This window comes from Stutzerimonas stutzeri (assembly GCF_002890895.1).
GTDB classification, from domain to species: Bacteria; Pseudomonadota; Gammaproteobacteria; order Pseudomonadales; family Pseudomonadaceae; genus Stutzerimonas; species Stutzerimonas stutzeri_AB.
Genome location: NZ_POUL01000005.1, coordinates 313,483 through 325,955, shown reverse-complemented (window position 1 = coordinate 325,955; position 12,473 = coordinate 313,483). Strand labels below are relative to the sequence as shown.

Below are 12,473 nucleotides of genomic sequence, written 5' to 3'. Positions count from 1 at the left end.
ATCAACGGAAGCTGCGTCCCGGATCGTCGTCGCTGACCTCCAACGTCAGCCCTTGTGAAACGCTGGTGAGGTGTTCACCGTCGGTTTCCGACCCCAGCTTGATCATCAGTCGCAGATCGTTGGAGGAGTCGGCATGCGCCAAGGCGTCTTCGTACGTGATCTCGCCCTGGACATAGAGGTTGTACAGCGCCTGATCGAAGGTCTGCATACCAAGGTCGGTGGAGCGTTTCATCAGCGACTTGAGCTCGTGAACCTCGCCCTTGCGGATCAGATCAGCCGCCAGCGGCGTGTTGATCAGCACCTCGATCACCGCGCGGCGGCCTTTGCCATCGGGCGTCGGGATCAGCTGCTGGGCAACGATGGCTTTGAGGTTCAGTGACAGGTCCATCCAGACCTGCTGCTGCCGATCGGCCGGGAAGAAGTTGATGATTCGGTCCAGCGCCTGGTTAGCGTTGTTGGCGTGCAGGGTCGCCAAACACAGGTGCCCGGTTTCAGCGAAGGCCACGGCATAGTCCATGGTCTCGCGGGTCCGCACTTCACCGATCAGGATCACATCCGGCGCCTGGCGCAGGGTGTTTTTCAGCGCCACGTCGAAAGAATCCGTATCGATCCCCACTTCACGCTGGGTGACGATGCAGCTCTGGTGCTGGTGAATGAATTCGATCGGATCTTCGATGGAGATGATATGGCCGCTGGAGTTCTTGTTGCGGTAGCCGATCATCGCGGCCAGCGAGGTCGATTTGCCGGTACCGGTGGCGCCAACGAACAGCACCAGGCCGCGCTTGGTCATCGCCAGCTTTTTCAGCACCTCAGGAAGTTTCAGGTCTTCCAGCGTTGGAATGTTGGTTTCGATTCGGCGCAGCACCATGCCGGCAAGGTTGCGCTGATAGAAGGCGCTGACGCGAAAACGGCCGATGCCGCGCGCACTGATGGCGAAGTTGCATTCGTGGTTTTCGGTGAACTCGCGACGCTGCTGCTCGTTCATCACCGCATGGACCGTCTCGCGGGTCATCTCCGGCGACATCGGCGTTTTGTTCACCGGAAGGATCTTGCCGTTGACCTTCATTGAAGGCGGCACACCAGCGGTAATGAACAGATCGGAGCCGCCCTTTTCGACCATCAGGCGCAACAGTTTCTCGAATTCCATCGTCGTTCTCGTAGTCCGGGCGTAGCCGCGCAATGCAAAGCGAAGGGACCCGGCATAGCGCCAAGCCCCGATAGGTTTTAGAAGTTTTCCGGCTGCTTGGCTTTTTCCTTGGCGCTGTCGCGGGAGACCAGCCCCTTGGCCAACAAGCCTTTAAGGCAGGCATCCAGTGTTTGCATTCCCAGCGAGCCGCCGGTCTGGATGGACGAATACATCTGCGCCACCTTGTCTTCACGGATCAGATTTCGGATCGCAGGAGTGCCAATCATGATTTCGTGCGCCGCCACCCGACCACCGCCAACCTTTTTCAGCAGGGTCTGGGAAATCACGGCCTGCAGGGATTCCGACAACATCGAGCGGACCATGGACTTCTCTTCAGCCGGAAACACGTCGACTACCCGGTCGATGGTCTTGGCCGCCGAGGTGGTGTGCAGGGTGCCGAATACCAGGTGGCCGGTTTCCGCTGCAGTCAACGCGAGGCGGATGGTTTCCAGGTCGCGCATCTCGCCGACCAGAATGATGTCCGGGTCTTCACGCAGCGCCGAGCGCAGCGCTTCGGAGAAGCCGAGCGTGTCACGATGCACTTCACGCTGGTTGACCAGGCACTTCTTCGACTCGTGAACGAATTCGATCGGGTCCTCGATGGTGAGGATATGGTGATACTTGGTGTTGTTCAGGTAATCAAGCATCGCCGCCAGGGTGGTCGACTTGCCCGAACCGGTCGGCCCGGTGACCAGCACCAGCCCGCGCGGTACGTCGGTGATCTTGCGGAAGACTTCGCCCATGCCGAGGTCTTCCATGGTCAGCACCTTGGACGGAATGGTCCGGAATACTGCACCAGCACCGCGATTCTGGTTGAAGGCGTTGACCCGGAAGCGCGCCACACCAGGCACCTCGAACGAGAAGTCGGTCTCGAGAAACTCTTCGAAATCCTTGCGCTGCTTGTCGTTCATGATGTCGTAGATCAGCGCGTGCACCTGCTTGTGGTCCATCGCAGGGAGATTGATCCGGCGCACATCGCCGTCGACGCGGATCATCGGCGGCAAGCCGGAAGACAGGTGCAAATCCGACGCACCCTGCTTGGCACTGAAGGCCAGCAGCTCTGTGATATCCATGGGACTCCCCAATTACAAGCAAGCAGGTAGAATGCCGCGCAGACCCTAAGGTGGCAGGCGCAGGTAATGTCCACGATAGCGACGAATATTGCAAAGGTCGGAACGCGCATCCGTGAGGCGGCGCAAGCTGCAGAGCGCGATCCCGACGAGGTGCTGCTGCTCGCGGTGAGCAAGACCCAACCGGCCGAGGCCATCCGTGAGGCCAGCGAAGCGGGCCTGCACGATTTTGGTGAAAACTACCTGCAGGAAGCGCTGGAAAAACAGGCCGAACTCGCCGACCTGCCGCTGGTTTGGCATTTCATCGGGCCCATCCAATCGAACAAGACCAAGCTGATCGCCGAGCATTTCGACTGGGTGCACTCGGTGGACCGTTTGAAAATCGCCCAGCGTCTTTCAGATCAGCGTCCGGACCATCTGGCGCCTTTGAACCTCTGCCTGCAGGTCAACGTCAGCGGTGAAGCCAGCAAGTCCGGCTGCGAGCCGCAAGAGGTTCACGAGCTGGCCCAGGCCATCGCCGCCCTACCTCGCCTGCGCCTGCGCGGCCTGATGGCGATACCCGAACCAACTGACGATCCAGCCGAGCAGCGCGCAGCGTTCGCTCGCCTACGCCAACTGCAGTCCGAACTGCCGCTGGATCTGGACACGCTTTCCATGGGCATGAGTCAGGACCTGGAGGCGGCCATTGCCGAGGGTGCTACCTGGGTTCGCATAGGCACTGCCCTGTTCGGCGCCCGTGCCTACCCCTCGCAGGTGGCTGCAGACGCCCCACCGCATGACTAACAAGGAATCCCACATGAGCACTCCCCGTATCGCCTTCATCGGTGGCGGCAACATGGCCGCGAGCCTGATTGGCGGCCTACGCGCCCAAGGCATCCCGTCCTCCGCGATTTGCGCCAGTGATCCCGGCGCCGACAAACGCAGCGAACTCGAAGCCGCTCATGGCATCGAGGCTTTTACCGACAACGCCCAGGCTGTTGCAGGCGCGGACGTAGTGGTCCTCGCGGTCAAACCGCAGGTGATGCAGGCGGTCTGCCGCGACCTGGCTGCACACCTGCAAGCGAATCAGCTGGTCGTCTCGATTGCCGCGGGCATCGATTGCGCCAGCCTGCAGGCCTGGCTGGGTGACACAACACCACGGGCGATCGTTCGCTGCATGCCGAACACCCCATCCCTGCTGCGTCAGGGTGTGAGCGGGCTGTTCGCCAACGATCAGGTGACCGATTCGCAAAAGCAGCAAGCCGAACAGCTGTTGTCGGCGGTTGGACTGGCACTCTGGCTGGACAAGGAGTCGCTGATCGACGCCGTGACCGCCGTGTCGGGCAGCGGCCCTGCGTATTTCTTCCTGATGATCGAGGCGATGACCGCTGCGGGTGAGCGTATGGGCTTGCCGCGCGATACGGCCGCGCAGCTGACCATGCATACCGCGCTGGGGGCTGCACGAATGGCCTGCGAAAGCGATGTTGGAGCGGCCGAATTGCGACGTCGTGTCACCTCGCCGAACGGAACCACCGAAGCGGCGATCAAAGCCTTCCAAGCGGGCGGTTTCGAAAGCCTGGTTGAGCGAGCGATGATTGCAGCCGCACAACGCTCGGCCGAACTCGCCGAACAACTGGGCAACTAAGGAGCCTTCATGTCGCAACTCTCGCAAGCCCTGATCCTGATCGTCCAGACGCTGGGCAGCCTGTACCTGCTGATCGTCTTGCTGCGTTTCATCCTGCAGCTGGTCCGGGCAGACTTCTACAACCCGCTTAGCCAGTTCATTGTCCGCGCCACGCACCCGCTGCTCAAGCCGCTGCGCCGCATCATCCCCAGTATCGGCGGGCTAGACCTGTCCTCACTGGTACTGGCGATCATCGTCCAGATCCTACTGATGGCGGCGATCCTGATGATCGCGTTCGGCACCATCGGAAACCCGCTGCAGCTTTTGGTCTGGGCCGTCATTGGCGTGACCGGGCTGTTCATCAACATCTTCTTCTACGCGCTTATCATCAGCGTAATCCTGTCCTGGGTCGCACCTGGCAGTCACAACCCGGGCGCTCAACTGGTCAGCCAGATCTGCGAACCGGCATTGGCACCCTTCCGCCGTCTGCTGCCAAGCATGGGTGGGCTGGATATCTCGCCGATTTTCGCGTTTCTGGCGATCAAGCTGATCGACATGCTGGTCATCAATAACCTGGCAATGATGACCCACATGCCCAACATCCTGCGCTCGCTTATCTGAGCCTGAAGCCGCCTTAAGCCTTGTGCAGGCTTTGGGCGGTGGTTCACAAAAGGCTTGATTGACCCGCATCGGGTGGCAGGGATAATCGCCTCCTACGCCTTTCAGGAAGCACCACGACCATGGAACGACTCGACCGGCAGGTGGATGCCTATGTCTCCTGGAAACGCGACCTTATCCGCGAAATAACGCGCTACCGCAGCTGGCTGGCGCACAACCGGCTGAACTCGGAGGTGGTTGAAGCCCGCCTGGACCGTTCGCTGAAACTGCTGCGCACCGACCATATAACCCTCGCGTTTGTCGGCGAGTATTCGCGCGGCAAGACGGAGCTGATCAACAGCCTGTTCTTCTCGGAGTATGGCCAGCGCATCCTGCCGTCGCGTGCCGGCCGCACCACCATGTGCCCGACCGAGCTGTTCTTCGATCCCCGCGCGGAACGTTCTTACATTCGCCTGTTGCCGATCGAATCCCGCCTTGAAGACACCAGCATCGCCCAGCTCAAGCGCGCCCCACGCTTGTGGACGAACATTGCGCTGGATCCCGCGAATCCTGACGCCATGGTCGAAGCGTTCGGCCAGGTAGCTTCCGCGAAATCCATGCCCGCCGAGCAGGCTATCCAGCTGGGCTTCCACCCCGATGTGCTGGAAGCGTCCGAAGTTAACGGTGAAGTCTTGGTGCCGGCTTGGCGACACGCCATGGTCAGCTTCGACCATCCGCTACTGCGCCAAGGCCTGCGCATCCTCGATACACCCGGCCTCAACGCGCTCGGCAGCGAGCCGGAGCTGACGCTGTCGATGCTGCCTAACGCCCACGCGGTAATTTTCCTGCTGTCGGCCGATGCCGGCGTGACGGCCAGCGACATGGGTATCTGGCAACAGCACATTCGCCAGCTCAACGACGGTGGGCGAAACCGTCTGTTTGCCGTGTTGAACAAGATCGATGTTCTGTGGGACGACGTCTCCGGTGAGACCTTTGTCAGTGAGGCGATTCACCGGATGCAGGCCGCTACGGCGCAACAGTTGGGCATCGCCGTGGAGGATGTGCTTCCTCTCTCAGCCAAGCAGGCCCTGCTGGCCAAGATTCGCGGCGATCAAAGTCTGCTCGAGCGCAGTCAACTGGTTGCACTGGAACATCTGCTCAGCGAGCGCATCCTTGCTCAGAAGGAGCATCTGCTGGAACAACAGGTGGTGCGCCAGGTGCTCGCCTTGCTGCAGAACAGCCAGCATATCCTGACCCAGCGGCTGACCAAGGTTCGCGAGCAATGCCAACTGCTCGATAGCCATCGCCAGGACAGCGGCCAGATGCTCCTCGAGCTGACGGCCCGTACCCGCCATGACCATAACCAGCACCACAAGCGCCTGCTGCAGCTGAAAACCAACCAGCGTCTACTGCAACGCCAGGGCGAGCTTCTGCGTTCGACGGTGCGCCCGGAACGGCTCGAGGAACACCTCTCTCGCCTGCGTCGCAGCCTGACCGGCAGCCTGACCACTCTGGGAATCAACCTCAGCATCGTGCATTTTTTCCGCTCCGTAGAGCAGGATATCGCTGCGCTTGAGCACGAGGCGGCATTGGCCAACAAGATGGTCTCAGCCATCTACAGGCGCCATAACGACGAAAATCCGCTACACGGCGTGGACGCCCCGCTGTTCCGTCTGGCGCAGTACCAGAAAGAACTCAAGGACCTGCAAAGCAAGGCCGACCAGTTCCGCCTGCAGCTCAAGACGCTGCTCACCGAGCAGCGCACCTTGACCCGTCGCTTCTTCGCCACCCTTGTTCAGGAGGTGGTCGCCATGCATCAGCGCTTACGCCAGGAAGCCGAGCATTGGGCCAATGAAGCGCTGCTGCCGCTGATGCAGCATTCGCTGGAACACAAGCAGCAATTGGAAGCACACATGCTGCGCCTCAAGAGCCTGGCGCAGGATAGCCAGCAAAGCAGCCAGCGCGGGCGCGCGCTCGCGCGGTACAGCCTGGAGCTGGAGCAACAGCTGGCCCAGGCGGGTGAAATGCTGCGAGTGCTGCGAAAACCGGCACCGATTCGCCGCCAAGGCAAGGTCGTCAGCCTCACCAGCGCCAACTTGGGCTGACACCGGCGTTGCGATTGAGGATGAATTGAGGCGCGCTAACCTTTAGACTTTGCCGCCTTCTTCCAGTACGAGCCAGGGTCGATGCCCACAGCTATCCCAACCGATTCCGTTGGTCTGGTGAGTCCGAAGGTCGCGCATTTCGCCGAGCCGCTGGCACTCGCCTGTGGCCGCACGCTGAACGATTACCAGCTGATCTACGAAACCTACGGCGAGCTCAACGCCTCGTGCAGCAATGCCGTGCTCATCTGCCACGCGCTGTCAGGCCATCACCACGCGGCCGGTTACCATGACGCGGAAGACCGCAAACCGGGGTGGTGGGACAGCTGTATCGGTCCGGGCAAAGCCATCGACACCAACCGTTTCTTTGTGGTCAGCCTGAACAACCTCGGCGGCTGCAATGGCTCAACGGGCCCCAGCAGCATCAATGCAGCCACGGGCAAACCTTATGGCGCGGATTTCCCGGTTGTTACTGTCGAGGACTGGGTCAACAGCCAGGCCCGCCTGGCCGACATGCTCGGCATTGAGCAGTGGGCTGCTGTAGTCGGTGGCAGCCTAGGCGGCATGCAGGCCATGCAATGGACCATGAGTTACCCCGAGCGCGTGCGTAATTGCGTGGCGATTGCTTCTGCACCCAAGCTGTCAGCGCAGAACATTGCGTTCAATGAGGTCGCGCGCCAGGCCATCCTCTCCGATCCAGAGTTTCATGGCGGCCACTTTCAAGAGAAGGGCGTGATTCCCAAGCGGGGCCTGATGCTGGCACGCATGGTCGGCCACATCACTTACCTGTCCGACGACGCCATGGGCACCAAGTTTGGTCGTGGGCTCAAGAGCGAGAAGCTGAACTACGATTTCAACAGCGTAGAATTTCAGGTCGAAAGCTATCTTCGTTATCAGGGCGAAGAGTTCTCCGGCCGCTTCGATGCCAACACTTACCTGCTGATGACCAAGGCGCTGGATTATTTCGACCCGGCCGCAGCCTACGAAGATGACCTGGCCAAGGCCCTGTCGACGGCTAAGGCAGACTTCTGCGTGATTTCGTTTACCACCGACTGGCGCTTCTCGCCTGAGCGCTCGCACGAAATCGTCGACGCGCTGATGGCGGCGCGAAAAAACGTCTGTTACCTGGAGATCGACGCTCCGCAGGGCCATGACGCCTTCCTGATTCCGATCCCTCGTTATCTACAGGCCTTTCGCGGTTACATGAACCGTATAGCCGTATAAGGAACCCATATGCGCGCCGACCTGGACATCATCCAAGACTGGATCCCGGCGGGGAGCCGCGTGCTCGACCTGGGCTGCGGTAACGGTGACCTGCTGGCCTGGCTTCGGGACAACAAGCAGGTCAGCGGCTATGGCCTGGAAATCGACCCGGACAACATTGCCGCCTGCGTCGAGAAAGGGGTCAACGTCATCGAGCAAGACCTCGACAAGGGCCTCGGCAACTTCGCCAGTGATAGCTTCGACATGGTTGTCATGACCCAGGCGCTGCAAGCGGTCCACTACCCGGACAAGCTGCTCAAGGAAATGCTACGGGTCGGCCGCGAATGCATCATCACCTTCCCCAACTTCGGTCACTGGCGCTGCCGCTGGTACCTGGCCAGCAAAGGCCGCATGCCGGTGTCCGATTTTCTCCCCTACACCTGGTACAACACGCCGAACATTCACTTCTGCACCTTCGAGGACTTCGAGCGACTGTCCCATGAACTCGGCGCACGGGTGCTTGAACGTCTGGCTGTGGATCGCCATCACAAGCACGGCGTGGCGAGTCGCTTGTGGCCTAATCTGATTGGTGAAATCGGTATTTATCGTGTCACCGGAGCCGTCCGCTGACCGCTCATTGCTGGAGGTAACTCATGAAATCTAGCCTGGTATGCCTGCTCGCCCTGTTATTCGCCCTGCCCGCCGTGGCCGAGCGCAAACACAGCGTCGGCGAATACGATGTGCACTACATCGCTTTCAATTCCGGCTTCCTGCAGCCTGACATCGCCGCCGCAGCTGGCCTGGTGCGCAGCAAGACTCAAGGCGTGCTCAACATATCGGTGCTCAAGTCCGGCAAACCGACCGCAGCGCAGGTCAATGGCACGGTGAAGAACCTCCTCGGACAGGATTACACCCTGAACTTCAAGCAGTTGAAAGAAGGCGAGCAGGCCATCTACTACCTGGCTCAGTTCCCCTTCGACTCGCAAGAAACCCTGCGCTTCAACCTGAACGTGCAGCCTGCCGGCGCCCCGGCGATCAACTTCGACTTCAGCCAAGAAGTCTTCCCGGACGAATGATGCTTTTCAACGAACTGGTGCTGGCCAGCCACAACACCGGCAAGCTCAAGGAGCTGCAGGCCATGCTCGGCGACGCCGTGCGTGTGCGCTCGATTGGTGAGTTCAGCGACATCGAACCAGAGGAAACCGGGCTTTCCTTTGTCGAGAACGCCATTCTCAAAGCACGCAACGCGGCGCGCATATCCGGCTTGCCGGCGCTGGCCGATGATTCCGGGCTGGCAGTGGATCATCTGGGCGGCGCACCCGGCATCTACTCGGCACGCTACGCCAATGGCCAGGGCGATGCGGCAAACAATGCCAAACTGCTCGATGCCCTGAAGGATGTGCCGGACGCCGGACGTAGCGCACAGTTCGTCTGCGCGCTGGCGCTGCTGAGGCATGCTGATGATCCGTTGCCGATTATCTGCGAAGGACTCTGGCAGGGCCGCATTCTGCACAGTTCTCAGGGGGAGCATGGCTTCGGTTACGACCCTCTGTTCTGGGTGCCGGAACGAGACTGCTCCAGCGCCGAGCTGGCACCGAAGGACAAGAACCAGCTCAGCCATCGGGCCCGCGCCATGGCCCTGCTCAAGCAGCGGCTGGGGATCGCATGACCGCAGTTCCCAGCGGCGGCGCTCCGGAGCCGCCTGCGGCATCGCGCCTGGGATTGCCGCCGCTGGCGGCCTACGTTCACATTCCCTGGTGCGTGCGCAAATGCCCGTATTGCGACTTCAACTCCCATGCTGCCGGCGCCTCGCTGCCCGAGGACGCTTATGTCGAGGCGCTGCTGGCTGACCTGGATGCCGATCTGGAGCAGATCCAGAGCCGCCGGCTGACATCGATCTTTTTCGGCGGCGGCACGCCGAGCCTGTTCTCCGCCAGCGCACTGGCGCGAATCCTTGACGGCATGCGGCAGCGGGTCGGGTTCGCCGAGGACATCGAAATCACCTTGGAGGCCAACCCCGGCACTTTCGAACAGGCAAAATTCCGTGACTATCGCAGTCTCGGCATCAACCGCTTGTCGATCGGCGTCCAGAGCTTCCAGCCCGCCAAGCTGGAGGCCCTCGGTCGTATCCATGATGGCGACGAAGCGATCCGGGCCGCCGACATGGCGCGCGCAGCGGGCTTCGATAATTTCAATCTGGACCTGATGCACGGCCTGCCTGAACAGAGCCTGGAGGACGCCCTGAGCGACCTGCGCATCGCCATCGCCCAACAGCCTACGCACCTGTCCTGGTATCAGCTCACGGTCGAGCCGAACACTGAGTTCTGGAACAAACCGCCCCGATTGCCGGAAGACGAAACCCTCTGGGACATCCAGGAAGCCGGACAGGCACTGCTCGCCGAACACGGCTATCGCCAGTATGAAACCTCGGCTTATGCGCAACCGGGTCGGCAGGCGCGGCACAACCTCAATTACTGGACCTTCGGCGACTTCCTCGGCCTCGGTGCGGGTGCCCATGGTAAGTGGACCGCAGCAGACGGCGAGATCTACCGGCACTGGAAAACCCGCCTGCCCAAAGACTATCTCGACCCGGACAAACGCTTCCGTGCGGGCCACAAGCAGCTCGCGCAGGACGAATTACCCTTCGAATTCCTGATGAACGTGCTGCGCCTCACCGACGGCGTGCCTTCATTGATGTTCACTCAGCGCACCGGCCTCTCGTTGGACCTGCTGGCCGCCGGACGACGCGACGCTGAAGCGCGCGGCCTGCTGGAGCCTGACCCGCAGCGGCTGGTGGCTACCGCCAAAGGCCAGCTTTTTCTCAACGACCTGTTGCAACTTTTCCTGCCCTAAGGACCCTGCATGGATCTCGTACTGGACCTCATCGCCACCTTGTCGCGCTGGAGTCGCCACCACCTGTTTGATATCTCCCTGACGATCATGGCCACGCTGTTTGTCCTGTTCGGCCCCGCCTTGAATGCGTGGGTGCAGAAAAACATCGGCGGACTCAACTTCGTCCTCCGAACACTGGCCTTTGTGATCTTCTGCGCACTGGTCTACGGTCTGGGCATCATCTATCTCAGCCCTTGGCTGGCGAAGGGTTTGGCGCAGTTCAACAACTACACCCTAGCGCCGGTGCTACTGCTGGTGTTGTTCATTATCGGCGTCGTTGCCGACCGCAACTGATCAAGCACAGCCGCCGGATCCAGACGCAAAAAAGCCGCCATTAGGCGGCTTCTTGTTTACTGGCAATCGGTCAGTTGCCACCACGACGCAGCGCTGCCGGCGAGAAGTCACGCGGACCAAGCCTGGCGCCGAAGTCATACATCGGCTCGTTGTTGTCCAACCCATCGACGAAGTAGTTGCCCTCTTTGAGGTGGTATAGCGTTTCGACCGTGCTGTTGAACATCGGAAGCTCGTAGTAACTGATCGGATGGCTCTCCTGCAGGCCGATCAGCTCCCCCTGTTCGTCGTACAGGTCGACCGCCAGGATCGACCAGCTGTCCTCATCGACATAGAACCGGCGCTTGCTATAGGGATGGCTGTAGCCCTTGCGTAGTGTGGCATCGACGACCCAGACCCGATGCAACTCATAGCGCAGCAATTCCGGATTCAAGGTACGCGGACCGACGATGTTGTCGTAGGGCATGCCCTGCTGGTGGACCGCGTAGCTGTTGTACGGCACCAGCATTTCGCGCTTGGCGACCAGCTTCCACTCATAGCGGTCCGGTGCGCCGTTGAAGGAATCCACCACATCCGCTGTGGCCAGACCGCTGGTGTCGGGCTGCAGCGAATCGTAAGCGAGCGACGGCAGCCGCCGAACGCGGCGGTCAGCCGGGCTGTAGCGCCAGGCCTTGCGCACCGCCAGGACCTGATCAAGCGGGTCCTGAACCACCAGGGCAGTTCCCGAGAGCTTGGCCGGCGCGGTCACACGGTATTTGTAGTACAGCGAAGTATTGTCCAGGTCGGCCTGGGTCATGCCTTCACGGTTGTAGACGTAGTAGATCTCGCGATCACGTTTGATATAGGTCGGGCTGCCGTTGATGACGACGGCCTGATTGTTGACGAAGTGAGTCTGGTCGCCCTTGTAGTGCAAGACATGGTTCCAGATCACTTCCATCCCGTCCTGCGGGATGGGAAATGGAATGCCAGCGAAGGCACCCTTGATCCCGTTGCCGTTGGCAATCAACTCGGCATTGACCGCGTTCAGCCGTGTAGCGTCATAAATGCGCTGCGGGTTGCTGGCACTGCGACGTGTTGGAAATACCCGCAGGTGGAAGTCAGGATACTGTTCGACCAGCGCTCGCAGCCCCTCTGGCAGCAAGGCAGCGTACTGCCCGACGTTGCTCTGATCCACCTGGTAGAGCACCGGGTCTGCCGCATAAGGGTCCGGGTGGTGCATGCCCACTTCGTAGCCTGCCGGTGGCTGCACGCCCCCCGTCCAGGCCGGAATGGTGCCAGCGGCGTTGCCAGCGCGCTCGGCACCCAGCGGGGTCAGATCCTGGCCCAGGCGCACGGCCTGCATGTCGTCGACCTTGGCTTGAGCCTGGCTGGCGCAGGCCGCCAGCAGCAGAATTCCGAATTTTCTGTACATCTGTTTGCTCCTTGCAGCGCGGCTGGCGCGGCAGATGACGGCTCTGACCCGCAGGCAGAGCGCTCGTTGAGGCGTTGGGAATAGTCCTTCCTGGCATTTCTCGTTATTGGATCGTCCC

Annotated in this window: 13 protein-coding genes; 10 read left to right on the top strand and 3 right to left on the bottom strand. The window is 60.9% G+C overall.

The genetic code is table 11. The annotated features are described in order from the left end of the window. Position 1 precedes the first annotated feature (1 nt). Both CXK96_RS11965 and CXK96_RS11960 read right to left on the bottom strand, forming a co-directional pair. Positions 2-1,147: a PilT/PilU family type 4a pilus ATPase gene (locus CXK96_RS11965; protein WP_102836664.1), complete on the bottom strand. Its 1,146-nt coding sequence runs from the start codon at positions 1,145-1,147 to the stop codon at positions 2-4. Positions 1,148-1,224: 77 nt separating this feature from the next. Next, positions 1,225-2,259: a type IV pilus twitching motility protein PilT gene (locus CXK96_RS11960; RefSeq protein ID WP_102836663.1), complete on the bottom strand. Its 1,035-nt coding sequence runs from the start codon at positions 2,257-2,259 to the stop codon at positions 1,225-1,227. Positions 2,260-2,325: 66 nt separating this feature from the next. On the opposite strand from CXK96_RS11960, the gene CXK96_RS11955 reads away from it, so the two are divergent. From CXK96_RS11955 to CXK96_RS11910, 10 genes are all read left to right on the top strand, one after another. Next, positions 2,326-3,039 carry a YggS family pyridoxal phosphate-dependent enzyme gene (locus CXK96_RS11955; protein ID WP_102836662.1) on the top strand — a complete coding sequence of 238 codons (714 nt, stop codon included), beginning with the start codon at positions 2,326-2,328 and terminating at the stop codon, positions 3,037-3,039. 13 nt (positions 3,040-3,052) lie between these two features. After that, complete coding sequence (proC, locus tag CXK96_RS11950) at positions 3,053-3,880, top strand: pyrroline-5-carboxylate reductase (protein ID WP_102836661.1); 828 nt, start codon at positions 3,053-3,055, stop codon at positions 3,878-3,880. A gap of 9 nt (positions 3,881-3,889) precedes the next feature. Next, a complete protein-coding gene (locus tag CXK96_RS11945) occupies positions 3,890-4,480 on the top strand; it encodes a YggT family protein (RefSeq protein ID WP_102836660.1) in 591 nt (196 codons plus the stop codon). Positions 4,481-4,599: 119 nt separating this feature from the next. Continuing rightward, positions 4,600-6,561 carry a dynamin-like GTPase family protein gene (locus tag CXK96_RS11940; protein ID WP_102836659.1) on the top strand — a complete coding sequence of 654 codons (1,962 nt, stop codon included), beginning with the start codon at positions 4,600-4,602 and terminating at the stop codon, positions 6,559-6,561. A gap of 81 nt (positions 6,562-6,642) precedes the next feature. Further along, positions 6,643-7,782 carry a homoserine O-succinyltransferase MetX gene (gene metX, locus CXK96_RS11935; protein WP_102836658.1) on the top strand — a complete coding sequence of 380 codons (1,140 nt, stop codon included), beginning with the start codon at positions 6,643-6,645 and terminating at the stop codon, positions 7,780-7,782. A 9-nt stretch (positions 7,783-7,791) separates the two neighbouring features. Further along, positions 7,792-8,391, top strand: coding sequence for a methionine biosynthesis protein MetW (metW, locus tag CXK96_RS11930; RefSeq protein ID WP_102836657.1), 600 nt, complete (start codon positions 7,792-7,794; stop codon positions 8,389-8,391). A gap of 23 nt (positions 8,392-8,414) precedes the next feature. Beyond that, positions 8,415-8,837, top strand: coding sequence for a DUF4426 domain-containing protein (locus CXK96_RS11925; RefSeq protein WP_102836656.1), 423 nt, complete (start codon positions 8,415-8,417; stop codon positions 8,835-8,837). Continuing rightward, entirely contained in the window at positions 8,834-9,430 is a 597-nt protein-coding gene (gene rdgB, locus CXK96_RS11920; protein ID WP_102836655.1) for an RdgB/HAM1 family non-canonical purine NTP pyrophosphatase, read from the top strand. Before CXK96_RS11925 ends, rdgB begins: the two co-directional genes overlap by 4 nt. Next, the gene (hemW, locus tag CXK96_RS11915; protein WP_180981519.1) at positions 9,427-10,614 is read left to right on the top strand and encodes a radical SAM family heme chaperone HemW; all 1,188 of its coding nucleotides are present in this window, start codon (positions 9,427-9,429) and stop codon (positions 10,612-10,614) included. The genes rdgB and hemW overlap by 4 nt, the downstream gene beginning before the upstream one ends. A 9-nt stretch (positions 10,615-10,623) precedes the next feature. After that, entirely contained in the window at positions 10,624-10,947 is a 324-nt protein-coding gene (locus CXK96_RS11910; protein WP_102836654.1) for a DUF3392 domain-containing protein, read from the top strand. Positions 10,948-11,017: 70 nt separating this feature from the next. Here the strand turns inward: CXK96_RS11910 and CXK96_RS11905 are convergent, their stop codons facing one another. Continuing rightward, entirely contained in the window at positions 11,018-12,355 is a 1,338-nt protein-coding gene (locus tag CXK96_RS11905) for a DUF1329 domain-containing protein (RefSeq protein WP_102836653.1), read from the bottom strand. Between the last annotated feature and the right edge of the window lie 118 nt (positions 12,356-12,473).

Excerpts from the sequence above, each read along its gene's own strand:
- CXK96_RS11965 (WP_102836664.1), bottom strand. The coding sequence starts at position 1,147 with ATGGAATTCGAGAAACTGTTGCGCCTGATGGTCGAAAAGGGCGGCTCC.
- CXK96_RS11960 (WP_102836663.1), bottom strand. The coding sequence starts at position 2,259 with ATGGATATCACAGAGCTGCTGGCCTTCAGTGCCAAGCAGGGTGCGTCG.
- CXK96_RS11955 (WP_102836662.1), top strand. The coding sequence starts at position 2,326 with ATGTCCACGATAGCGACGAATATTGCAAAGGTCGGAACGCGCATCCGT.
- proC (WP_102836661.1), top strand. The coding sequence starts at position 3,053 with ATGAGCACTCCCCGTATCGCCTTCATCGGTGGCGGCAACATGGCCGCG.
- CXK96_RS11945 (WP_102836660.1), top strand. The coding sequence starts at position 3,890 with ATGTCGCAACTCTCGCAAGCCCTGATCCTGATCGTCCAGACGCTGGGC.
- CXK96_RS11940 (WP_102836659.1), top strand. The coding sequence starts at position 4,600 with ATGGAACGACTCGACCGGCAGGTGGATGCCTATGTCTCCTGGAAACGC.
- metX (WP_102836658.1), top strand. The coding sequence starts at position 6,643 with ATGCCCACAGCTATCCCAACCGATTCCGTTGGTCTGGTGAGTCCGAAG.
- metW (WP_102836657.1), top strand. The coding sequence starts at position 7,792 with ATGCGCGCCGACCTGGACATCATCCAAGACTGGATCCCGGCGGGGAGC.
- CXK96_RS11925 (WP_102836656.1), top strand. The coding sequence starts at position 8,415 with ATGAAATCTAGCCTGGTATGCCTGCTCGCCCTGTTATTCGCCCTGCCC.
- rdgB (WP_102836655.1), top strand. The coding sequence starts at position 8,834 with ATGATGCTTTTCAACGAACTGGTGCTGGCCAGCCACAACACCGGCAAG.
- hemW (WP_180981519.1), top strand. The coding sequence starts at position 9,427 with ATGACCGCAGTTCCCAGCGGCGGCGCTCCGGAGCCGCCTGCGGCATCG.
- CXK96_RS11910 (WP_102836654.1), top strand. The coding sequence starts at position 10,624 with ATGGATCTCGTACTGGACCTCATCGCCACCTTGTCGCGCTGGAGTCGC.
- CXK96_RS11905 (WP_102836653.1), bottom strand. The coding sequence starts at position 12,355 with ATGTACAGAAAATTCGGAATTCTGCTGCTGGCGGCCTGCGCCAGCCAG.